Below are 21883 nucleotides of genomic sequence, written 5' to 3'. Positions count from 1 at the left end.
TCGGACGGTTGCGGGTGGCCGGGCTCAGGCCGGCGTGTTGGCGTATAGCTGGTAGAAGCCGCCGGCGAGCACGGCCCCGATGATCGGGCCCACGACCGGGACCCAGGCGTAGGCCCAGTCGCTGGAGCCCTTCCCGCGGATGGGCAGGAGGGCGTGCGCGATGCGCGGACCGAGGTCGCGGGCGGGGTTGATGGCGTACCCCGTGGGCCCGCCGAGGCTCGCGCCGATGCCGACCACGAGCAGTGCCACGGCCAGCGGCCCGATCTCCGAGGGCGTGTTGCCGAAGAGCAGGATCACGATGACGAGGACGAACGTGCCGATCACCTCGGTGACCACGTTCCATCCGTAGGAGCGCACGGCGGGGCCGGTGGAGAACACGGCGAGCTTGGTCTCCGCGTCGATGTCCTCGTCGAAGTGCTTCTTGTAGGCGAGGAAGGCCAGGACGGCGCCCAGGAAGGCGCCGGTGAGCTCTCCTGCGAAGTAGACGAGCGTGCTGACGAGCGAGACGGCCACGCCGGGGGCGTACTCCTCGGCGCCGCTGGCCCACAGGCCCACGGTCACCGCGGGGTTGATGTGCGCGCCGGACTGCCAGGCGACGTAGACACCGGCGAACACCGCCAGGCCCCACCCGAAGTTGATCATCAGGAACCCGCCGCCGAGACCCTTGGTCCTCGGCAGCACGGCGTTGGCGACCACGCCGGCGCCGAGCAGGATCAGCATCGCGGTGCCCGCGACCTCGGACCAGAAGACGGTGGACAGGGAGATGGGCACGGTAGGCGCTACGGCCTGGACCACAACGTTCGACATCGACAGCACTGCGACTCCTCGGGTGGTGCGGACTGGACGGACCGGCCGTCCGTCGGGGACGGCCGGTGGGGGGATGGGATGGATGGGACGGGTGGGACGGGGACCGGCGGACGCCCGGCCGGTGGACGCTCAGGCGCCGGAGGGGCGCACGAGCTCCAGGACGTCGGGGGCGGCGGCCCGTGCGGCGGCCGCCGCGGTGTCGTCGGAGGCCCCGGCGGCCGCGTCCTCCGCCGCGCAGCGGAGCCGGTAGGCCTCGACCTCGGCCCCGCGCCGCCGCTCGTCCCAGCCGAGGGCCTCGGCCGCGAGGTCCGCGACCTCCTCGACAGCGTCCAGGCCGTGGCGGACCTGCTCCCAGGTCAGCCGGGTGCGGGTGTCGTAGAGGTCCTCGAGGTGGAGCGCGCCCTCGTGGGTGCAGGCGTGCACGATCTCCGCCCGCAGGTAGGCCGGGGCGCCCCCCAGCGGGCGGCCGAGGTCGGGGCGGCCCTCGACGAGCTCCGCGATCTCGGAGATCGCCGACCCGTAGCGGCCGAGCAGGTGCTGCACCCGCTCCTCGGTCCAGTCGTGCCGCGCGCCCAGGGTCCCGGCCTGGCGGCTCAGCGCGAGGTAGCCCTCGGCGCCCAGCAGCGGCGTCCGGTCGGTGACCGAGGGCACGGCCTCGGCCCGCTCCTCGCCCAGGGCGAGGTCCACGGCGTCCTCGGCCATCACCCGGTAGGTGGTGAGCTTGCCGCCGGCGATCGTGATCAGCCCGGGGGCGACCTCGGTCACGGTGTGCTCGCGCGAGATCTTCGTGGACTGCGCGTCCCCGTCGCCCTTCTTCGTCCCGGGCTGCAGCAGCGGCCGCAGCCCCGCGTACGTGCCGATGACGTCCGCGCGGGTGAGCGGCCGGTCCAGGACCACGTTGGCGTGGTCGATGACGTAGTCGATGTCCTCCGCCGTCGCCACCGGGTTCACGAGGTCCTGGTGGTAGGGGGTGTCGGTGGTGCCGATGAGCCAGTACCGCGCCCACGGGATGATGAACAGCACCGACTTCTCGGTCTGCAGGATGAGCCCCTTCTGGCCGCGGATCCGTTCCCGGGGCACGATGATGTGGATCCCCTTGGAGGCGAGCACCTTGAGCCCGCCCTCGGCATGGGCCAGGTCCTGGGTCTGCTCGGTCCACACCCCGGTGGCGGCGATGACGGTCTTCGCCCGGACCGTGTGCTGCTCGCCCGTCTCGAGGTCCTGGACGGTGGCGCCCACGACACGACCGGTCTCGTCCTTCGGGAAGGCGACCGCCCGGGTGCGGTTGGCGGCGAGCGCGCCGTAGCGCACGGCGGTGCGCACGATCGTCAGGACGAGGCGGGCGTCGTCGACCTGGCCGTCCCAGTACTGGACGGCACCGACCATGGAGCCGGGCCTGACGTCGGGGAAGACCCGCTGCACGCCCTTGAAGCCGTAGTGGCGCTGGTAGGGCAGGGTCGCCACCTTGGCGCCGAGGTGGGCCAGGGCGTCGTAGAGGCCGATCCCGGCGGTGACGTAGGGCCGCTCCCAGAACCGGTGGGTCAGCGGGTAGAGGAAGGGCACGGGCTTGACGAGGTGCGGGGCGAGGAAGTCCAGCAGCAGCTCGCGCTCGCGCAGCGCCTCGGAGACGAGCTTGAAGTCGAGCTGCTGGAGGTAGCGCAGGCCGCCGTGGACGAGCTTGGAGGACCACTGCGAGGTGCCGCCGGCCCAGTCCTGGGCCTCGACGATGCCGGTGCGCAGGCCTCTGGTGACGGCGTCCAGGGCGATGCCGGCACCGGTGATGCCGCCTCCGACCACGAGGACGTCGAGCTCGGGGCCGCCGGAGAACTCGGCGAGCGCGCGGTCCCGCTCGGTGCGGGACAGTGTGGGGTGGGCCATGGTGGGGAACTCCTCGGGGCGGGCGGTTTCGAATCGCTAACGTGCTCTGCATCACACTCTGTCGCGGGTTGCACCTATGCTCAAACCAAATGAACAGACGTGCAGGACCGGGAGGCGAACATGCACGGTGATGCCGAGCTCCACCACGCGGCGGAGCTGTACTACGTGCAGGGCATGACGATGGAGGCGGTGGCGGACCGCTTCGGCGTGTCCCGCCCGACGGTCTCGCGAATGCTGCAGGCCGCCCGGGAGCGGGGCATCGTGCGGATCACCCTCGCCGCTCCCCCGGACGCGGGACACGACCTGTCCCACCGGCTGCGGGAGGCCTTCGGGGTCACGGTGCACGTGGCGGGCACGCCGCGCACGGCCACGGAGCCGCAGCGGCTGGAGTCCGTGGCCCGGGCCGCGGCGGGGCTGCTGGGCGACTGGTTCGGGGACGGGATGACCCTGGCGGTGGCCTGGGGGATCACGACCTCGGCGATCGGGAGCCACCTGCAGCCGAAGGCCACGCGGGACGCGGTCGTGGTGCAGATGAACGGAGCGGTCAGTGCCCGCTCCACGGGCGCGGCGCAGTCCTCGGCGCTGCTCGGGCAGATGTCGGCGGCGTTCGGGGCGGCCCTGCTGCCCTTCCCGACCCCGGCGTTCTTCGACCAGGAGGAGACGCGGCGGCTCATGTGGCAGGAGTCCTCGGTGCGTCGGGTGCTGGCGGTGCGCAACGCGGCGGACCTGGCGGTGTTCAGCGTGGGGGCCTTCCGCGGGCCGATGATCTCCCAGGTGTACAGCAGCGGCTACCTCCCGGACGACGCCCTCCGGGAGCTGTCCGCGCACCGCGTGGTCGGCGACGTGTGCACGGTATTCCTGCGGGAGGACGGGACCTACGCCGACATCGACTACAACCGGCGGGCGAGCGGGCCGACGCCCATGGAGCTGCGGCGGATCCCGCGCCGGCTGTGCGTGGTGGCGGGGGACCACAAGGTGCCGGGCGTGGTGGGCGCCCTGCGGGCGGGCGTGCTCACGGACCTGCTCATCGACGAGCGCACGGCCGCGTCGGTGCTGCGCCACCTGTTCGGCCGCTGAGCACGGCCGTCAGCGGCCCCGGACGATGCCCCGCAGGATCTCGAGGCGGTGGGCGATCTCGCGCTCGCGGCCGTGCTCGGTGGGCCGGTAGTAGTCGGTGCCGACGAGCTCGTCGGGCGGGTACTGCTGGGCGGCCACGCCGTTGGGCTCGTCGTGGGAGTAGACGTAGCCCCGGCCGTGGCCGAGCTGGCCCGCCCCGGGGTAGTGGGCGTCGCGCAGGTGGAGCGGGACGGGGCCGGCCCGGCCCGCGCGGACGTCGGCGATCGCCTCGTTGATCGCGGTGTAGGCGGCGTTGGACTTCGGGGCGGTCGCCAGGTGCGCCACGGCCTGGGCCAGCGGGATCCGACCTTCGGGCATCCCGATGAGCTGGACGGTGTCGGCGGCCGCCACCGCGGTCTGCAGGGCGGTCGGGTCGGCGGCGCCGATGTCCTCGGAGGCGGAGATGATGAGCCGGCGGGCGATGAACCGCGGGTCCTCCCCAGCCTCGATCATCCGGGCCAGGTAGTGCATGGCGGCGTCGACGTCCGAGCCGCGGATCGACTTGATGAACGCGCTGACCACGTCGTAGTGCTGGTCGCCGTTCTTGTCGTAGCGCACCGCGGCCCGGTCGAGGGCCTCCTCGGCGTGCTCCCGGGTGATCACCGGGACCGGCCGCCCGCGCGCCCCGACGTCGTTCCGGCCGTCCTCGTCCGCGACGTGGCCGTCGGGCTCCGGCTGCTCCGAGAACGCGACCCCGGCGGCGGCCTCGAGGGAGGTCAGGGCCTTGCGGGCGTCCCCGCCGCACAGATCCAGAAGGTGCTCGCGGGCCTCCGCGGAGAGCTCGACCTCGCCGTTCAGGCCCCGCGGATCGGCCACGGCCCGGTCCACCAGCGCTCCGATGTCGGCGCGCTCGAGCGGCTGCAGCGTGAGCAGCAGCGAGCGCGAGAGCAGCGGCGAGATCACCGAGAAGGACGGGTTCTCCGTGGTGGCCGCCACCAGCACCACCCACTGGTTCTCCACGCCCGGCAGCAGCGCGTCCTGCTGGGCCTTGGTGAAGCGGTGGATCTCGTCGAGGAACAGCACCGTGGTGCGCCCGTGCAGGTCGCGGTCCGTGAGCGCCTCGTCCATCACCTTGCGGACGTCCTTGACCCCGGCGGTGATCGCCGAGAGCTCCACGAACGTCCGGGACACCCCCCGGGCGATCACGTGGGCCAGGGTGGTCTTGCCCGTGCCCGGGGGCCCCCACAGGATGATCGACGACGGTCCCGCCGGTCCGCGGTCCTCCCCGGCCAGCACCTGCAGCGGGGACCCGGGCTTGAGCAGGTGCTGCTGGCCCACGATCTCGTCGAGGCGGCGCGGGCGCATCCGCACCGCCAGCGGCGCCCGGGAACGGGACCGGCGGGACCGGGCGGCGGGGCGGGCGGCACGGTCTTCCTCGTCCCCGGGTGCACGGGAGCCGGGATCGGAGGCGTCGAGGTCGTCGAAGAGGGAGCCGGTCACCCCCTCAGGCTAGCGGCTGCGTCCGTCGTGGCCTGTCGGAGGCGGGGCCATGGAGCGTATGATCAGCCTGCTGATCACGTCGGTGCGACCGGTGGGCCCCGCCCGTCCGCCGCCACGACGGCGGCCGCCACCGCGCGGGTCCACCGGGGATCCCGCCCGGCCGTTCCAGGAATGAGGTACCGGTGTTCGAGGCCCCGAGTCTGCTCTTCGCCGCCGCCGGGCTGGCCGTGTTCGCGGCCGCCCTGCTGCCCCGCCTGCTCCTGCGGGCCCCCGTGTCGATGCCCATGGTGTTCCTGGGCGCCGGGGCGGTGGTCTTCTCGCTGGCGGACTCCCTGCCGGACCCGGACCCGGTGGCGCACAGTGCTGTCACCGTGCACCTGAGCGAGATCTGCGTGATCGTCTCGCTGATGGGCGCCGGACTGGCGCTGGACCGCCCGCTGGGACTCCGCCGGTGGGCCACGACCTGGCGGCTGCTGGGGATCGCCATGCCCCTGAGCCTGCTCGGGGCGGCCCTGCTGGGGTGGTCGGTGCTGGGGCTGAGCGCGGCCGGCGCCGTGCTCGTGGCCGCGGCGCTGGCGCCCACCGACCCGGTCCTGGCCTCCGAGGTCCAGGTCGGGGAGCCCTCGGAGGCGCAGGAGGACCTCGACGGCGAGGACGAGGTCCGGTTCGGGCTCACCTCCGAGGCCGGGCTCAACGACGGTCTGGCCTTCCCCTTCGTCTACCTGGCCATCGCCCTGAGCGTCGTGGGCACCGCCCCCGGCGCGTGGCTGCCGCACTTCCTCGCCGTGGACGTGGCCTGGCGCATCGCCGTCGGCTGCCTGTTCGGCGTCCTGGTGGGCCTGCTCCTTCGACGGCTCTTCTTCCGGTCCCGGCTCGACAGCGTCCGCAGGGCCGCGCAGACCGAGGGGTTCGTCGCCCTGGCGGCCACGTTCCTCACCTACGGTCTGGCCGAGATGGTCGAGGGCTACGGCTTCGTCGCCGTGTTCGTGTGCGCGGTGACCATCCGGGCGGGCGAGCGGGTGCACGGGGCCCACGGCGTGCTGCACAGCTACATCGAGCAGCTCGAGCGGCTGCTCACCGTGGTGGTGCTCGTGCTCCTGGGCGGTGCCGTGGCCCGGGGACTGCTCGCCGGGCTGACCTGGCGCGAGGTCCTCGTCGCGGCGGCCTTCCTGCTGCTGGTGCGCCCCCTCGCCGGGTGGATCAGCCTGCTCGGCGGCCGGACGGGCCCCCGGGAGCGCGGCGTGCTCGCCTTCTTCGGCGTGCGCGGCATCGGTTCCGTCTACTACCTGGCCTACGCCCTGTCCGAGGGCGAGTTCGCCGCGGAGGACCAGGCCCTGTGGCGCATCGTGGGGCTGGTGATCGTCTCGTCGATCGTGCTGCACGGGATGACCGCGGGACCCGTCATCGCGGCTCTCGACCGCGCCCGGGAGCGCCGGGCGCGGGAGGAGTCGGGCAGCGAGGAGGCCGCTCCCCGCACGGCGATCTGACGGCCCCCGCCGGGCCCGCCGGGCGGTGTCAGCCCCGGCGGGGCCGTTCCAGCCCGGCGCTGTCCAGGACCAGTGTGAACGGGCCGTCGTTGACGAGCTCCACCTGCATCGCGGCCCCGAAGCGGCCGGTCTGCACGCGCGCGCCGAGGTCCCGCAGCGCCTGGACGTAGGCCTCGAACACCGGCTCCGAGGCGGGGCCGGGCGCGGCGGCCGACCACGAGGGGCGCCGGCCCCGGCGGGCGTCGCCGTAGAGGGTGAACTGGCTGACGGCGAGCACGGGGGCGCCGAGGTCGCCGCAGGACCGCTCCCCCTCCAGCAGCCGCAGGGTCCAGGTCTTCTCGGCGAGCTTCGCGGCGGTCGCGGCGTCGTCGTCGTGCGTCACGCCCACGAGGGCCACGAGACCCGGCTCCTCGATCGCCCCCACGACGTCTCCACCGACGGTCACGGCGGCCCGGGCCACTCTCTGCAGAACGATGCGCATGGGCTCCAGTCCACCACAGGCGCGGCCGGGCCGCGGACCCCCGCTAGCCTCGTCCCATGGCAGCCGAGCGCAGCACGTCCCGACCGAGCACCCTGGTCGCCGAGGTCTTCGCCCCCGCCCCGCTGGTGCTGTCCCTGCTGGTGCTCGCCGGCTGGACGGGAGCCGGGTGGCCGGGGGCCCTGTGGGGCCTGGGCACGGCCGTGGTCGTGGCCTCGCTGCCGATGCTCGTGCTGCGGGTGCTGGCCCGGCGCGGGCGGGTGGACGGGCACTTCGTGCGCGCCCGGGCCCAGCGGCTGCCGGTCTACGCCGCCACGGGGCTGCTGACGTCCCTCGTGGTGGTCGCCGAGCTCGCGCTGGGCGCCCCGCTGGTCGTGCCGATGACCACGGCGTTCGTGCTGCTGGGCATCCTGGTGCTGCTGGTCGTCACGCTGTGGTGGAAGGTCTCCGCCCACGTGGCGATGGCGGCGTGCTGGGCCGTGGCGCTCGGCGTCCTCACCACCCCGTGGGCGGCGCTCGCCGCGGCGCCGGTGCCGGTCGCGGTGGCCGTCTCCCGGGTGCGCACCGGGGACCACACTCCCGCGCAGGCGGCCGTCGGGGCGCTCGTCGGGGTGCTCATCGGGCTGGGCTGGGCGGCCGCCGCCGGCACGGTGCTCTGACCGGGGTCCTGGGCCCTCCGCGCCCGGACCTCCGCGCCCGGTACGTGTCCGGTCCGGCCTCCGCTCGGCGTCAGCTCCGTCGCCGGGGCCGTCCTAGCCCAGGACCGAGAACCCCGGCGGCAGCGTCCGCCGGCCCGTGAGCGCCAGCAGGATCCCGGGCAGCTCCCCGCCGCGGGCGGCGATCTCCAGCACCGTCTGCCCGGCGTCGGCCAGGACGTGCTCCGAGGGCCTCCGGTCCAGCCCGCAGGCCCCAGCCACGTCCAGGCCGTGGACCGCCAGCTCGAACGTGCGGGTGGGCAGGTAGGCGCGCAGCCGGGTGCCGCCCACCACGGTGCGGATCAGGGGGTCCTCGTCGAGCGGCACCTGCGCCAGGGCGTCCCGGGCCCGGTCGAGCGACGCCCGCACGGTGGCGGCCGGGTGCCGGCCGAGCTCGCGGCCGGCGGCGACGCCCCGGGCCGCGACCTCCCCGGGGTCCGTGGCCGCGGCGGAGAGCGCGTAGTACTGGGCCACCCCGGTGCAGGTCTCGTCCTCGGCCGGGACCGTGAGATAGGTCCCGAGCGTGACGAGCGCACGGTGGGTGTGCCCCACCAGCGCACGGACGTCCCAGGCGCCCAGGCCCGGACGCGTCCAGTGGTGCGGGCGGAGCTCCTCGACGAGGTCGGCGAACCAGGCTCCGGCGTCGAGGAGGGCGGTGCGGGCGGCGGCGGGATCGCGGTTCATGGGCTCCCCTGGGTGCTGCGGGCGGGGACGGGTCCGACCGGTCGGGCGGGACGCGGCCCCGGAGGTGACCGAAGCATACTGCGGGACGCCGGCGCTGGGCCCGATGTTGCTCCCGGTGGCAGCCGCACAACGCGCGGCCGGGGGCGGGACGGGCTGTCGGTCCGGGACACGGGTCGTGCCCGGGGGACCCCGAGGCGGCCGGGACGCCGTACGCTCGGAGGAGACCGCACGGCCGCGCTGCCGCGCTCCCGCGCGGTCCCTCCCGATCCGTTCCGTGCACTCCTGACCTCTGCAGCTTCCGTCCTGTTCAGTCTCCGTCCTGCGCAGAGCCTGTCCCGCTCCCGTCCCGGAAGGCCCAGCATGCCGCCCCGCCCCTCCTCAAGGACCATGGCCGCCACCTCGATCGGCGCCCTGACGATCGCCCTCACCGGTTGCGGCCAGGAGGCCCAGGACGTGCAGGAGGTGGACTCCGACTACGCCCAGATCTGCGTCCAGGACCCGGACGGGGAGGGCGGCGCCGAGCCCGTCCGGGTCGACGACGACGAGTGCGACGACGACCGCGGTCCGCGGGTGGGCGGCTTCTTCCCCATGTGGGTGCTCATGAGCTCCACGCGTGCCGCGACCGTCCCCGCCGTCGGCACGCCCGTGCCCCGCTCGGCGGGCTACACCACCGGCCGCCCGCCGGCCTCGGCCACCGTGGCCCGCGGTCTGCCCCGCGACGGGACCGCCGTGGGCAAGAGCGGCGTCTCCCGCGGCTTCGGCGGATCGAAGAGCGGCTGGGGCTCCTGATGCGACGCATCGACGGCCTGGCGCCGCGCCCCGGCTGGGAGCGCACCATCCGCGACGAGGGGCTCACCTACGCCCTCACCGAGCGGCCCGACGGCCGGCGGTTCTCGTACTGGAACGAGACCGCCGCCTACGTCCTCACCCCCGACGAGGCGGACGAGCTGGAGTCCGTCACGGACGAGCTGCACCGGATGTGCGCCGAGGCCGCGCGGTATCTGGCCACCGGCGCGCTGGGCACCCTGGGCCTGTCGGAGGCCGCCTTCGAGCTGGCCCAGCACTCCCTCCGGCTGCGCGAGCCCTCGATCTACGGCCGCTTCGACCTGGCCTGGGACGGGACGGGCCCGCCGAAGATGCTCGAGCTCAACGGCGACACCCCCACCGGGCTGGTCGAGGGCGCGATCTGCCAGTGGAGCCGCGCGGAGGCGCTGTTCCCGGGCCTGGGCGAGGACCACGCGGAGTTCGACCAGCTCAACGGTCTGTGGCCCATGCTCGTGGAGCGGTGGCGGCAGCGGCTGCCGTACTCGGCCACGAAGACCCTGCACGTGGCGTACACCCGCGAGGAGGAGTCCGGGGAGGACGCGGCCAACGCCGCCGTGATGGCGAACACCGCGGTCGAGGCCGGCTACCGGGCCGTCCTGCTGCCCGTGGAGGACGTCCGCTACGACACCCGGTCCCGCGGCTGGGTGCACGCGACCGGGGACGTGGACGAGCCCGTGGTGGTGGGCCCGATCGAGGAGATCTTCGCCCTGCACCCGTGGGAGCACATGGTCGACGACGGACCCGGGGCCTTCGTGCTGGACGACCCCACCCTGATGCACCACTGGTACGAGCCGGCGTGGAAGATGTTCCAGTCCAACAAGCTGCTGCTCGTGGCCCTGTGGCGGTGCTTCCCCGGGCACGAGAACCTGCTGGCCGCCCACCCGGACGGGCCCGGCGACCTGGAGGAGTGGGTGCGCAAGCCCGTGTTCGGCCGCGAGGGGGACGGCATCGAGATGCACGCCCGCGACCTGCGGATCCGCTCCGAGCACCCCCACCCCTCCCCGCTGGACGTGTGGCAGGCCTACACGCCTATCCGGAACTTCCCCGGCTCCGACGGCGCCCCCAACCACCCGGTCATCGGCTCGTGGATGGTGGGCGAGGCCGGCGCGGCGGGCATCGGCATCCGCGAGTCCGACGGCCCGCTCACCGACTACTACTGCCGGTTCGTGCCCAACGTCATCGACAAGAAGGGTCTGCTGTGACCGCCCACCTCCTGCCCCGGTCGATCTCCACCACGACCTCCGCGGTCATCGGGTCCACCTCGATCGCGCCGCTGTACTCGGCCGTGGTCACCGTTGGGCTGATCCACGCCCTGGTCGGCGCCTGGACCCCCGTGGTGCTGGTCGGCGCCGTGCTCCCCATGGTGATCGTCTCGATCTGCTTCGCCCGCCTGGACGCGCTCTACGAGGACCAGGGCACCGTCTACCGGTGGGCCCGGGAGGCCTACGGGGCGTTCACCGGGTTCCTGGGCGGCTGGGGGCTGTGGCTCTCCGCGACCCTCGTCCTCGCGTCCCTGGCGTGGGTCACGGCCGACTCCACCCTGTTCGCCCTCGGGATCGGCGCCGGCCCCTGGACCACCACCGCCGTGGCCGCACTGCTCATGGCGGCCTTCGCGGCGGTGTCCTCGACGGGCATCAGGATCTCGGCCGCCGTGCAGTGGGTCCTGGCCGTCCTGCAGCTCATCGGGGTGGGCGTGCTGGTGTGGGCCGTGCGCACCGCACCAGCACTGCCGCCCGGCACGAGCGCCGAGGACGGGGAGTGGACCGGCTTCTACGGCGCCACGGAGCTCGCGACCGGCGCCGGGGTCTCGGCCGGGGACGTGGCGGCCGCCCTGCTGCTGGCCCTGTTCCTGTACTGGGGATGGGACTCCACGTTCTCGCTCACCGAGGAGTCCACCACCGAGCGGGCCCCGCGGATCTCGGCGTGGGTCGCGCTGGGCGTGGTGGCGGCCGCCTACGCCGCCATCGGCTGGGCCTACGCCCCGGGGTCCTCGGTGGCCTCCCCGCTGCTGGCCGCGCTCGTGGCGGTCTCCGCGGGCGCGTCCATCGGCACCACCATGATCCCCACCTCACGCGGCCTGATGTCCATGGCCCGGGGCGGGCACCTGCCGCGCCGCTTCCTGTCCCTGTCCTTCGCCACGTGGTCCACCGCCGCGGTCGCGGCCTTGTGGATGGCGTTCTCCGGCCCGCTGTTCGACGACTCGATCGGCATCATCTCGGTGCTCGTGGCCCTCTACTACGGCCTGGCCTGCGCGGCGGTCGCGAAGCTCGGCCGGACCGCCGGGGCGCGGGCGCTCGGCGCGGTGGGTGCCGCGCTCATGGCCGTCGCCCTCGTGCTGACGGGCGCGGAGTACGCGCTGACCGCCTCGTGGGTGTGGGTGGGCCTGCTGCTGGCCCTGCTCGTGGTGCCGCTGTGGTTCCTCCTGGGCCGGGGCCGCGAACCGCTGCCGGGCGCCCACGAGCGCACCCCGCACCTCGAGAGCCTGCTCGACTGACCCGCCCCGGCGGAGCGTGCACGCGCGAGGGCCGGGCCCGTCGTCGTGGTGCACGATCAGGGCCCGGCCCCCGACCGGGAACCGCCACGGCTCAGGCGTCGACCGGCTTCTTCTCCCGGGTCCCGGGCTTGGCCCCGGCGCCGGCCTGGGGCTCGGGCTTGGCGTCCACCCCGGCTTCCTTGCGCTGCTGCGGGGTGATCGGTGCCGGTGCGGCGGTCAGCGGGTCGAAGCCGTTGCCGGTCTTCGGGAACGCGATGACCTCGCGGATGGAGTCGGTCCCGGCCAGCAGGGCGACCACGCGGTCCCAGCCGAAGGCGATGCCGCCGTGCGGGGGCGCGCCGTACTTGAAGCCCTCGAGCAGGAACCCGAACTTCTCGTCCGCCTCCTCCCGGCCGATGCCCATGACCTCGAAGACCCGCCGCTGCACGTCCTGCTGGTGGATGCGGATGGATCCGCCGCCGATCTCGTTGCCGTTGCACACGATGTCGTAGGCGTAGGCCAGAGCGTGCTCGGGGTCCTGGTCGAAGCTGTCCAGGAACTCGGGCTTGGGCGAGGTGAACGCGTGGTGCACGGCGGTCCACTGGCCGGCGCCCACGGCCACGTCACCGGACTCGACGGCCTCGGCGGCGGACTCGAACAGAGGCGCGTCCACGATCCACACGAACGCCCAGGCGTCCTCGTCGATCAGCCCGGTGCGGTGGCCGATCTCCACGCGGGCGGCGCCCAGCAGCGCGCGGGAGGACTTTCTCTCGCCGGCGGCGAAGAAGATGCAGTCCCCCGGCTGCGCGCCGGTCGCGGCGGCGAGGCCCTCGCGCTCGGCCTCGGTGATGTTCTTGGCGACGGGACCGGTGAGGGTGCCGTCCTCGCCGACGAGCACGTAGGCCAGGCCCTTGGCCCCGCGCTGCTTGGCCCACTCCTGCCAGGCGTCCAGGGTGCGGCGCGGCTGCGAGGCCCCGCCGGGCATGACCACGGCACCCACGTAAGGGGCCTTGAACACGCGGAAGGTCGTGTCCTGGAAGTACTCGGTCAGCTCGGTGAGCTCCAGGCCGAAGCGCAGGTCCGGCTTGTCGGAGCCGTACTTCGCCATCGCCTCGGCGTAGGTCATCCGGCGGATGGGGGTGAGGATCTCGACGTGGACGAGCTTCCACAGGGCGGCCACGATGCGCTCGCCGAGGGCGATGACGTCGTCCTGCTCCACGAAGGAGGCCTCGATGTCCAGCTGGGTGAACTCGGGCTGGCGGTCGGCGCGGAAGTCCTCGTCCCGGTAGCAGCGGGCGATCTGGTAGTACTTCTCGATCCCGCCGACCTGCAGCAGCTGCTTGAACAGCTGCGGGGACTGGGGCAGGGCGTACCAGGAGCCGGGGGCCAGGCGGGCCGGGACCAGGAAGTCGCGGGCGCCCTCGGGGGTGGAGCGGGTCAGCGTGGGCGTCTCGACCTCGGTGAAGCCGTCGGCGTGCAGCATCTCGCGGGCCACCCGGTTGGCGTCGGAGCGCAGGCGCATGATGCGGGCCGGCTCGGGCCGGCGCAGGTCCAGGTAGCGGTGCCGCAGCCGGGCGTCCTCGCCGACCTCCACGTGCTCGTCGATCTGGAAGGGCAGCGCGGCGGCGGTGTTGAGCACGGTCACGGTCCCGGCCATGACCTCGACCTCGCCGGTGGCCAGCGCCGGGTTCTCGTTGCCCTCGGGGCGGCGCTCCACGGTGCCGGTCACCTGGAGGACGAACTCGTTGCGCAGGTGGTGGAAGTCCGCCTCGTCGCGCACCACGATCTGGGCGACCCCGGAGGCGTCGCGCAGGTCCAGGAAGGCCACCCCTCCGTGGTCGCGTCGCCGGCCGACCCAGCCGGCCAGCGTGACGGTCTCTCCGATGTGCTCGGCGCGCAGGGCGCCGAGGTTGTGGGTGCGCAGCACTGAAAAACCCTTCGTTGTTCGGGAGGTGTGGACGGGGCCGCGCCCATCGCGCGTTTCCCCAGGATTCACCGGGTGCCCCTACTCTCGTTCCGGGGACGAGTTTACAGCCCGGTCCCCCGGCACCAGGACGACGACAGGACGCCCATGAGCACCTCCCCCGGCCACCCGGCCCTCGCCCGCCGCCTGGGCGCTCTCGACGCGACCGTGATCGGGGTGGGTTCGATGGTGGGGGCCGGGGTGTTCGTGGCCTTCGCCCCGGCCGCGGCGTTCGCCGGCCCGTGGCTGCCGCTGGCCCTGCTGCTGGCCGCGGTGGTCGCATGGTGCAACGCGACCTCCACCGCCCAGCTGGCCGCCGTCCACCCCGCCTCCGGCGGCACCTACGTCTACGCGAACCGGCAGCTGGGCCCGTGGCCGGGGTTCGTGGCCGGCTGGGGCTTCGTGACCGGCAAGACCGCGTCCGCGGCGGCGATGGCCCTGACCTTCGGCCTGTACGCCGCGGAGCTCACGGGGGCCGGCGACGCCGGGGCACGGCTGCTCGCCGTGGCCGCCGTCCTCGGTCTCACAGCGGTCAATCTGGGCGGGATCACCCGCACGGCCCGGCTGACGAAGCTGCTGGTCGCCCCGGTGCTGGTGGTCCTGCTGGCCGTGGTCGTCCTGCTGTTCTCGGGCACCGGTCCCGCCGCGGGCGGGACCGGTGCGGAGGGAGCCTCCCCGGGGAACGGGACGGGGTGGGACGGCCTGGTGTGGGACGGCACCGGGTGGGGCGTGCTGCCGGCGGCGGGCATCCTCTTCTTCGCCTTCGCCGGCTACGCCCGCGTGGCCACGCTGGGCGAGGAGGTCCGCGACCCTGCTCGCACCATCCCCCGGGCCGTGCTGGGGGCGCTCGCGTTCACGCTGCTGCTCTACGGCCTGCTCGGTCTCGGGCTGCTGCGCTTCCTGGGGGTCGACCGGCTGGCGGCGTCGGCAGCCCCGCTGCTGACGGTGGTGCTGGAGGCCGGCTGGGCGGTGGGGCCGGCGACCGCGGCCGCCGTCGTCGTCACCGCGGCCGCCGCCCTGGCCACGCTGGGGGCGCTGCTGGCGCTGGTCGCCGGGATCTCCCGCACGGCCCTGGCCATGGCCCGCGGGCGCGACCTCCCCGGGCCGCTGGGCGCGGTGTCGCAGCCGCACCAGGTGCCGTGGGCGGCGGAGCTGGCCGTGGCCGGGCTCGTGGTGGTGCTCATGCTGATCGGCGACGTGCGCACGGTCATCGGGTTCTCGAGCTTCGGGGTGCTCGTCTACTACGCGCTGGCCAACCTCTCGGCGCTCACGCTGGAGCAGCGGCCGGGGTGGGCGCCCCGGGCGGTCAACGCCGTCGGGCTGGCCGGTTGCCTGGTGCTGGCGTTCACGCTGCCGTGGCAGTCGGTCGTCACCATGCTCGGCGTCTTCGCGGTGGGCCTGGCCGGACGCGCCCTGGTCCTGGCGCGACGACGCTGACCCCTGCTCCCCCAACTCGACGGCCGAGCCCCCACCCTCCGGCCACTCCCGCCGCCGAGCCCCCACTTCCGCCGCAATTCCCCAGAAAAAGTCTGGGGAATCAGAATGAGACTGGGGACTCGGCGGCATGGGCGCAGTGGGTGGAGTGGGGGGAATGGGCGGCCGGAGGCTGAAGCTCGGTGGTCCCGGACGGGGCGGGCGAGCGGGTCAGGACCCTGCAGCCCGCACCACCGGGCGCAGGTCCTCGGCCGGCGGGGTCCAGGAGGCGGGGTCCGCGGAGACCTGCTCACCCGAGCGGATGTCCTTGACCTCGTGGGCGAGCGACCCGTCCGCGCCGCGGACCGTGAACCACACGTAGGGGATGCCGCGGCGCTCGGCGTACTTGATCTGCTTGCCGAACTTCGCCGCGCTGGCGGAGACCTCGCACGCGATGCCGCGCCCGCGCAGCTGCTGGGCCACGTCCTGGGCCGGGGACCAGGACTGCTCGTCCACCAGCGAGATCAGCACCGCGGTGGGAACCGTGCGGGAGGGCGCGGCCATTTCCTGGGAGAGGATGCGGGAGACGAGCCGGGTGACGCCCACGGACAGCCCCACGCCGGGGTAGGTCTTCCTGCCGGTGGACGCGAGGGACTCGTAGCGGCCGCCGGAGCACACGGAGCCCAGCTGCTCGTGGCCCACGAGCACGGTCTCGTAGACGGTGCCGGTGTAGTAGTCGAGACCGCGGGCGATCGAGAGGTCGGCGACCACCGTGCCGGGGGCGCGGCGGGAGGCCTCCCCCACCACCTCGGCGAGCTCGCGCAGCCCCTCCTCGAGCAACTGGGTGTTCACCCCGAGCGCTCGCACCTGCTGCACGAACGAGGTGTCCTCGGTGCGGATCGCCGCCAGCTGCAGCGCGGCCTGCGCCTGCTCGGGGGTGGCGCCGACCTCGTCGCACAGGGCCTGGGCGACCCGCTCGGGGCCGATCTTCTCGAGCTTGTCGATGCCGCGCAGCACCCCGGCGGTGTCCTGCAGCCCGATGCCCTGATAGAACCCCTCGGCCAGCTTGCGGTTGTTGACGCGCAGCACGAACGGCGGGATGGGCAGCCTCGACAGGGCGTCGATCATCACGAGCGCGAGCTCCACGTCGTAGCGGAACGGCAGCGTGCCGTCGCCCACCACGTCGATGTCCGCCTGGGTGAACTCGCGCGCCCGGCCCTCCTGGGGGCGTTCGCCGCGCCACACCTTCTGGATCTGGTAGCGGCGGAACGGGAAGGCGAGGTGCCCGCCGTTCTCCACCACGTACCGGGCGAAGGGCACGGTGAGGTCGAAGTGTAGCGCCAACCGGTCGTCACCGCGCTCGGCGGAGGCGGTGTCCTCGTCCTCCTGCAGGCGGGAGACGACGTAGACCTCCTTGTCGATCTCGCCCTTGCGCAGCAGCTGCCCGACCGTCTCGACGGCGCGGGTCTCGATCGAGGAGAAGCCGTGCAGCTCGAAGCTCTCCCGCAGGACGTCGAGGACGTGCAGCTCGACCAGACGCTCCTCCGGAAGCCATTCGGGGAAACCGGACAGGGAGGTCTTGCGGGCCATGGGGACGTGCTCCTCGGATGGGTCGGCGGCGGGACGGGTGGACGGCCGGGCCGGACGGGCCCGACGGTTCCGCACTCATCCTAGGGATCCCCGAGCGCCCGGCCCAAAGCCCCGGCCGGGACGGGCCCCGGTGCGGCCCTCCGGCGGGCGGGCGCACAGCGGCGCACCGGGACGGCCCGGGGGCGCTCGGCAGCCGGAGGTGGTCGCCTCGGTAGTATGGGTCTGACGATTGTCCGAAGCCGGACGACGACGCCGGGCACGTTCCCGGGGCCGCCGCCGGCGAGAGCGAAAGAGTTCCAGCGGTGACAGAACGTCTCGAATCCGACGACCAGCCCACGCCCCGCCCCGTCCCCGCCCCGGGACCCGTGCCGAAGCCCGGAGCCCCCAAGCCGGGCGCCCCCGCGGCACCGGCGCAGGCCTCCCCCGGTCCGGCCCGCACGCCCGCGGCGGTCCAGCCGTCCGGGACCCCGTCGTCGGCCCCGGCGTCGAGTCCGACCCCGACGACTCCCTCGGCGGCGGCGCCGGCCCTCGCCTCCCCGGAGTCTGTGGCCCGCGCCCGGGCCTTCGGCCGGGTCACCGAGGACGGTCACGTCTACGTGGTCGTCGACGGCGAGGAGATCCTCTGCGGGCAGTTCCCGGACGCCACGGAGGACGAGGCGCTGGGCTACTTCGCCCGGAAGTTCGACGACGTCGAGGCCCAGGTGACGCTGCTCGAGCAGCGGGTGGCCGCGGGTGCGCCCTCGGCGGACATGCAGAGCACGGTGGATCACCTCGCCGAGCAGGTCGGCCAGCGCACGATGCTCGGGGACGTCAAGGCCCTCGAGTCCCGACTGGAGTCCCTGCGCCCGGCGATCCGGGACCTCGAGGCCGTCGAGCGGGCGGCCCACGAGGCGCAGCGCGCCCAGAACGTGGCGGCGCGGGAGGCGATCGTCGCGGAGGCGGAGCAGATCGCCGCCCAGGACCCGCAGCGCACGCAGTGGAAGCAGTCGTCGGCCCGGATGGCCGAGCTCTTCGACCAGTGGAAGACCCACCAGAAGTCCGGCATCCGCCTGGGCCGGGCCGCGGAGGACGCCCTGTGGAAGCGGTTCCGGACCGCGCGCACCACGTTCGACCGGCACCGCCGCGCGTTCTTCTCGCAGCTGGACGCCGACAACACCGAGGCCAAGAAGGCCAAGGAGGCCCTCATCGCCGAGGCGGAGGCCCTGTCCGGGTCCACCGACTGGGGCCCCACGGCGGCGGAGTACCGCCGCCTGATGGACCGGTGGAAGGAGTCCAAGCGCGCGTCCAAGAAGGACGACGACGCCCTGTGGGCGCGGTTCCGTGCCGCCCAGGACACCTTCTTCGCGGCCCGCAAGGCCGACAACGACCGGATCGACGAGGAGTTCGAGGGCAACCTCGCCGTCAAGGAGCAGCTGCTCGCCGAGGCGAAGGCCCTGCTGCCGGTCACGGACGTCAAGGCCGCCAAGCGGGCGCTGGGCGACATCCTGGACCGGTGGGAGCAGGCGGGGAAGGTCCCCCGCGCCCACATGCGCCGGGTCGAGGCCGAGCTGCGCACCGTGGAGGACGCCGTGCGCCAGGTCGAGGACGAGAAGTGGCAGCGCTCCAACCCGGAGACCAAGGCGCGCTCCAACTCGATGCTCACACAGCTCGAGTCGAAGATCGAGGACCAGGAGGAGGCGCTGGTCAGGGCGCAGGCCACCGGGGACGCCAAGCGCGCGGCCAAGCTGGAGGGCGAGCTCGCCACCAGCCGCCAGTGGCTCGAGACGCTGCGCCGTTCGGCGGCCGACCTGCGCTGACCGAGCGCGCACCGGTCGGCCCCGCGGCCGCGCTGTCCACAGCGCGCCGCGGGGCCTTTCGCGGGCCGCGGCCGTGGGCGAGAGTGGGCCTATGGACGCCCCGCCCCGGCTCTCCGACACCCTGTTCCTGCCCGCGCGGCCGTTCTCGCGCGTCGAGCTCTCGGCCCTCGTCACGGACGGGGTGCTCGTGCCGGTGGTGCTGGAGGCCCACGTGCTGCGCGGCCGCCCGGTGACCCGGGCGGTGAAGGTCGCGGCGCTGGAGGCGCAGCTGCCCGCGCACCTGCTGCGGCGCGGAGTGCTCGGGCGGCTCTCGGCCGCGTGGTTCTACGACTGCGCCGGTCGGCCCAGCATCATGCCGGTGCTGCTGGACAAGCTGCGCCGCACCACGATGTCCCCGGTGCCCGAGGGCCTGGCGCTGCACCAGGTCACGCTGGGCAGCTACGACGTCCACGACGCCGGGCCCGTGCACGTCACCACGCCGCTGCGCACCGCGGTGGACCTGGCCCTGCACGTGCCGGGGAAGGAGGGGACCGCGGCCCTGGAGAAACTGATGCACGCCCCGCACCTGCACTGCCCTCCCCCGCTGGTGCAGGCCGCGCTCGAGAGCTTCGAGCGGATGCCCGGCCGGCAGGCGGCGCTGCTGCGCGTGCGCCGCGCCGCCCGGGCCGTCGGCCGCCCTCTCCGCTGACACGGGCGGCCGCCCGGCCGGCACCGGGCCAGGACGGCACGGCCACCGGGGCGAGCAGTGGCCGGCCGGCTCACCGGCCGGTCGGCTCCGAGATGGGCCGGTTGCCCGAGGTCCGGTAGACGTCGTAGACCCCGTCGATGCGGCGGACCTGGTTGAGCACGTGGTCGAGGTAGCGCGGGTCGCCCATCTCGAAGGCGAAGCGGGAGATCGCGAGCCGGGACTTCGAGGTGTGCACGGAGGCGGAGAGAATGTTGACGTGGTTCTCGGAGAGCACCCGGGTGACGTCCGAGAGCAGGGACTTGCGGTCGAGGGCCTCCACCTGGATCTCCACCAGGAACACGCTGGACTGGGTCGGCGCCCACTCGACCTGGACCACCCGCTCGGTGGACGTGAGCGCGAGCATGTTGGCGCAGTCCTTGCGGTGCACGGAGATGCCGGTGCCGCGGGTCACGAAGCCCGTGATCTCGTCCGGGGGCACCGGGGTGCAGCAGCGGGCGAGCTTGACGTAGACGTCCGAGGCGCCCTGGACCGTCACCCCGGAGTCGGACACCCGCGGGCGCACCGGCTGGGTGGCGATGGTGGTCTCCGCGAAGTCCTCCTCCGCGCCGTCGGCCCCGCCGAGGTCGCCCACGATCTTCTCGACCACGTCGTGGGCGCTGACCACGTCGGAGCCGATCGCCTCGTAGAGGGAGCTGATGTCGGTGCGGTGGAAGTCCTGCGCCACCGCGAGCAGGGACTCCTGGGTGAGCGTGCGCTGCAGGGGCAGGTGGTGCTTGCGCAGGGCGCGGGTGAGCGCGTCCTTGCCCTTCTCGATGGCCTCCTCGCGGCGCTCCTTGGAGAACCACTGGCGGATCTTGTTGCGGGCCCGCGGGGACTGCACGAACTTCAGCCAGTCCTGCGAGGGCCCGGCGTGCTCGGACTTGGAGGTGAGCACCTCCACCCAGTCCCCGTGCTGGAGCTCCGAGGACAGGGGCACGAGCTTGCCGTTCACTCGGGCCCCGATGGTCTTGTGCCCCACCTCGGTGTGCACGGCGTAGGCGAAGTCGACCGGGGTGGAGCCGGCGGGCAGGGCCATGACCTCGCCCTTGGGGGTGAAGACGTACACCTCGGACGTGTTGATCTGGTAGCGCAGGGAGTCGAGGAACTCGGAGGAGTCCTGGGTCTCCTCCTGCCAGGACACGAGCGAGCTCAGCCAGGCGAGGTCCCCCTCCATGGCCTTCGGGGTCGCGGAGTTCGCCTGGTTGGCCTGGTCCTTGTACTTCCAGTGCGCGGCCACGCCGTACTCGGCGCGCCGGTGCATCTCGTGGGTGCGGATCTGGATCTCCACGGGGCGGCCGTCCGGGCCGATCACCGTGGTGTGCAGGGACTGGTACATGTTGAACTTCGGCATGGCGATGTAGTCCTTGAACCGCCCCGGCAGCGGCCGCCACCGCGCGTGCAGGGCGCCCAGCGCCGCGTAGCACTCGCGCACCGTGTTCACGAGGACCCGGACCGCCTGCAGGTCCTGGATCTCGTCGAAGTCCTTCCCGCGCACGATCATCTTCTGGTAGATCGAGTAGTAGTGCTTGGGGCGGCCGGTGATGGTCGCCTCGATGCCCGCCTCGGAGAGGTCCAGGGCGATCCGCTCCCGGATCCTGGCCAGCGACCGCTCCCGCTGGGGCTGGCGCTCCCCCACCATCCGCACGATCTCCTCGTACACCTTGGGGTAGAGCGCGGCGAAGGCGAGGTCCTCGAGCTCCCACTTGATGGTGTTCATGCCGAGCCGGTGGGCCAGCGGGGCGAAGATCTCGAGGGTCTCGCGGGCCTTCTTCGAGGAGGAGGTCTGCGAGACGAAGCGCCAGGTACGGGCGTTGTGCAGGCGGTCGGCGAGCTTGATGACCAGCACGCGGATGTCCTTGGCCATCGCCACGATCATCTTGCGCACCGTCTCGGCCTGCGCGGCGTCCCCGTACTGGACCTTGTCCAGCTTCGTCACGCCGTCCACGAGGGCGGCGACCTCGTCGCCGAACTCCGCGCGCAGCTGGTCGAGGGTGTAGTCCGTGTCCTCGACCGTGTCGTGGAGCAGGGCGGCCACCAGGGTGGCGCCGGTCATGCCGAGCTCGGCGAGGATCGTGGTCACGGCCACGGGGTGGGTGATGTAGGGATCGCCGCTCTTGCGCTTCTGGCCCTCGTGGCACTTCTCCGCGACCTTGAAGGCGCGCTGCAGGACCTCGAGGTCCTCCTCGGGGTGGGTGGCGCGCACGGTGTGCAGCAGCGGCTCGAGGATCGGCGAGTGGTCCATGGGCCGGCCGGAGAGGTAGGACAGGCTCGACCGGGTGCGGTCGCTGCGGCCCGGGAACACCGCCCTGCCCAGCAGCGGCCGGGACGCGGGCACCACGTAGTGCGTGCCGGCCATGTCCGACCGGCGCGGCGGGGTCGGTGCGGCACCCTGGCCTGTGGGGACGGCCCCGTCGTCGGACGAGCTCATGACCCACGCTTCCTTCCCATCGATGCACGCGGGGCGGCGGCCGTGCGGCCGCCGCCCCGGTCGTCGAGTCCGGATCCGGTTCG

17 protein-coding genes are annotated in these 21883 nt (G+C 73.7%); 9 read left to right on the top strand and 8 right to left on the bottom strand.

Going from position 1 to position 21883, the window contains the following annotated elements; all coding sequences use genetic code 11:
• Nucleotides 1–24 precede the first annotated feature (24 nt).
• Both ACFYE1_RS07325 and ACFYE1_RS07320 read right to left on the bottom strand, forming a co-directional pair.
• Nucleotides 25–807: an MIP/aquaporin family protein gene (locus ACFYE1_RS07325; protein WP_387741511.1), complete on the bottom strand. Its 783-nt coding sequence runs from the start codon at nt 805–807 to the stop codon at nt 25–27.
• A gap of 129 nt (nt 808–936) precedes the next feature.
• Nucleotides 937–2685 carry a glycerol-3-phosphate dehydrogenase/oxidase gene (locus tag ACFYE1_RS07320; RefSeq protein ID WP_387741420.1) on the bottom strand — a complete coding sequence of 583 codons (1749 nt, stop codon included), beginning with the start codon at nt 2683–2685 and terminating at the stop codon, nt 937–939.
• A 99-nt stretch (nt 2686–2784) separates the two neighbouring features.
• On the opposite strand from ACFYE1_RS07320, the gene ACFYE1_RS07315 reads away from it, so the two are divergent.
• Entirely contained in the window at nt 2785–3762 is a 978-nt protein-coding gene (locus tag ACFYE1_RS07315; RefSeq protein ID WP_387741418.1) for a sugar-binding transcriptional regulator, read from the top strand.
• A gap of 9 nt (nt 3763–3771) precedes the next feature.
• Here ACFYE1_RS07315 and ACFYE1_RS07310 read toward each other — a convergent pair whose 3' ends face one another.
• Complete coding sequence (locus tag ACFYE1_RS07310; RefSeq protein ID WP_387741416.1) at nt 3772–5241, bottom strand: replication-associated recombination protein A; 1470 nt, start codon at nt 5239–5241, stop codon at nt 3772–3774.
• 182 nt (nt 5242–5423) lie between these two features.
• Here ACFYE1_RS07310 and ACFYE1_RS07305 point away from each other — a divergent pair, with 182 nt between their 5' ends.
• A complete protein-coding gene (locus ACFYE1_RS07305) occupies nt 5424–6728 on the top strand; it encodes a cation:proton antiporter (RefSeq protein WP_387741414.1) in 1305 nt (434 codons plus the stop codon).
• 28 nt (nt 6729–6756) lie between these two features.
• Here the strand turns inward: ACFYE1_RS07305 and dtd are convergent, their stop codons facing one another.
• Nucleotides 6757–7209 (bottom strand): D-aminoacyl-tRNA deacylase, encoded by a 453-nt coding sequence (dtd, locus tag ACFYE1_RS07300; RefSeq protein ID WP_387741412.1) that lies wholly within the window; start codon nt 7207–7209, stop codon nt 6757–6759.
• 56 nt (nt 7210–7265) lie between these two features.
• Here dtd and ACFYE1_RS07295 point away from each other — a divergent pair, with 56 nt between their 5' ends.
• Nucleotides 7266–7865, top strand: coding sequence for a hypothetical protein (locus ACFYE1_RS07295; protein ID WP_387741410.1), 600 nt, complete (start codon nt 7266–7268; stop codon nt 7863–7865).
• A 93-nt stretch (nt 7866–7958) separates the two neighbouring features.
• Here the strand turns inward: ACFYE1_RS07295 and ACFYE1_RS07290 are convergent, their stop codons facing one another.
• Entirely contained in the window at nt 7959–8585 is a 627-nt protein-coding gene (locus ACFYE1_RS07290; protein WP_387741408.1) for a maleylpyruvate isomerase N-terminal domain-containing protein, read from the bottom strand.
• Nucleotides 8586–8972: 387 nt separating this feature from the next.
• Here ACFYE1_RS07290 and ACFYE1_RS07285 point away from each other — a divergent pair, with 387 nt between their 5' ends.
• Genes ACFYE1_RS07285 through ACFYE1_RS07275 form a run of 3 tightly spaced genes read left to right on the top strand, consistent with a single transcriptional unit; the run spans nt 8973 to nt 11904 of the window.
• Entirely contained in the window at nt 8973–9374 is a 402-nt protein-coding gene (locus ACFYE1_RS07285) for a hypothetical protein (RefSeq protein WP_387741406.1), read from the top strand.
• On the top strand, nt 9374–10612 hold the full coding sequence (locus tag ACFYE1_RS07280; RefSeq protein WP_387741404.1) for a glutathionylspermidine synthase family protein: 1239 nt from the start codon (nt 9374–9376) through the stop codon (nt 10610–10612). The genes ACFYE1_RS07285 and ACFYE1_RS07280 overlap by 1 nt, the downstream gene beginning before the upstream one ends.
• Nucleotides 10609–11904 carry an APC family permease gene (locus tag ACFYE1_RS07275; protein WP_387741402.1) on the top strand — a complete coding sequence of 432 codons (1296 nt, stop codon included), beginning with the start codon at nt 10609–10611 and terminating at the stop codon, nt 11902–11904. The genes ACFYE1_RS07280 and ACFYE1_RS07275 overlap by 4 nt, the downstream gene beginning before the upstream one ends.
• Before the next feature lie 91 nt (nt 11905–11995).
• On the opposite strand, the gene aspS is transcribed toward ACFYE1_RS07275, so the two are convergent.
• Nucleotides 11996–13810 carry an aspartate--tRNA ligase gene (gene aspS / locus ACFYE1_RS07270; protein WP_387741401.1) on the bottom strand — a complete coding sequence of 605 codons (1815 nt, stop codon included), beginning with the start codon at nt 13808–13810 and terminating at the stop codon, nt 11996–11998.
• 144 nt (nt 13811–13954) lie between these two features.
• Here aspS and ACFYE1_RS07265 point away from each other — a divergent pair, with 144 nt between their 5' ends.
• The gene (locus ACFYE1_RS07265; RefSeq protein WP_387741400.1) at nt 13955–15283 is read left to right on the top strand and encodes an APC family permease; all 1329 of its coding nucleotides are present in this window, start codon (nt 13955–13957) and stop codon (nt 15281–15283) included.
• A gap of 207 nt (nt 15284–15490) precedes the next feature.
• Here the strand turns inward: ACFYE1_RS07265 and hisS are convergent, their stop codons facing one another.
• Nucleotides 15491–16849 (bottom strand): histidine--tRNA ligase, encoded by a 1359-nt coding sequence (hisS, locus tag ACFYE1_RS07260; protein ID WP_387741398.1) that lies wholly within the window; start codon nt 16847–16849, stop codon nt 15491–15493.
• A 365-nt stretch (nt 16850–17214) separates the two neighbouring features.
• Between hisS and ACFYE1_RS07255 the strand changes: the two genes are divergently transcribed.
• Nucleotides 17215–18645: a DUF349 domain-containing protein gene (locus ACFYE1_RS07255; RefSeq protein ID WP_387741509.1), complete on the top strand. Its 1431-nt coding sequence runs from the start codon at nt 17215–17217 to the stop codon at nt 18643–18645.
• A 91-nt stretch (nt 18646–18736) separates the two neighbouring features.
• The gene (locus tag ACFYE1_RS07250) at nt 18737–19333 is read left to right on the top strand and encodes a hypothetical protein (protein WP_387741397.1); all 597 of its coding nucleotides are present in this window, start codon (nt 18737–18739) and stop codon (nt 19331–19333) included.
• Nucleotides 19334–19403: 70 nt separating this feature from the next.
• Here ACFYE1_RS07250 and ACFYE1_RS07245 read toward each other — a convergent pair whose 3' ends face one another.
• Entirely contained in the window at nt 19404–21800 is a 2397-nt protein-coding gene (locus ACFYE1_RS07245) for a RelA/SpoT family protein (RefSeq protein WP_387741395.1), read from the bottom strand.
• Between the last annotated feature and the right edge of the window lie 83 nt (nt 21801–21883).

This window comes from Kocuria nitroreducens, from assembly GCF_042879195.1.
Lineage (GTDB): Bacteria > Actinomycetota > Actinomycetes > Actinomycetales > Micrococcaceae > Kocuria > Kocuria nitroreducens.
Note: the sequence above shows the minus strand (reverse complement) of the source record. Positions and strands in the feature narration are given on the sequence as shown.

Coding starts and splice junctions, on each gene's coding strand:
- ACFYE1_RS07285 (WP_387741406.1), top strand. CDS start 8,973: ATGGCCGCCACCTCGATCGGCGCCCTGACGATCGCCCTCACCGGTTGC.
- ACFYE1_RS07320 (WP_387741420.1), bottom strand. CDS start 2,685: ATGGCCCACCCCACACTGTCCCGCACCGAGCGGGACCGCGCGCTCGCC.
- ACFYE1_RS07295 (WP_387741410.1), top strand. CDS start 7,266: ATGGCAGCCGAGCGCAGCACGTCCCGACCGAGCACCCTGGTCGCCGAG.
- ACFYE1_RS07250 (WP_387741397.1), top strand. CDS start 18,737: ATGGACGCCCCGCCCCGGCTCTCCGACACCCTGTTCCTGCCCGCGCGG.
- ACFYE1_RS07265 (WP_387741400.1), top strand. CDS start 13,955: ATGAGCACCTCCCCCGGCCACCCGGCCCTCGCCCGCCGCCTGGGCGCT.
- dtd (WP_387741412.1), bottom strand. CDS start 7,209: ATGCGCATCGTTCTGCAGAGAGTGGCCCGGGCCGCCGTGACCGTCGGT.
- ACFYE1_RS07280 (WP_387741404.1), top strand. CDS start 9,374: ATGCGACGCATCGACGGCCTGGCGCCGCGCCCCGGCTGGGAGCGCACC.
- ACFYE1_RS07245 (WP_387741395.1), bottom strand. CDS start 21,800: ATGAGCTCGTCCGACGACGGGGCCGTCCCCACAGGCCAGGGTGCCGCA.
- ACFYE1_RS07290 (WP_387741408.1), bottom strand. CDS start 8,585: ATGAACCGCGATCCCGCCGCCGCCCGCACCGCCCTCCTCGACGCCGGA.
- hisS (WP_387741398.1), bottom strand. CDS start 16,849: ATGGCCCGCAAGACCTCCCTGTCCGGTTTCCCCGAATGGCTTCCGGAG.
- ACFYE1_RS07325 (WP_387741511.1), bottom strand. CDS start 807: ATGTCGAACGTTGTGGTCCAGGCCGTAGCGCCTACCGTGCCCATCTCC.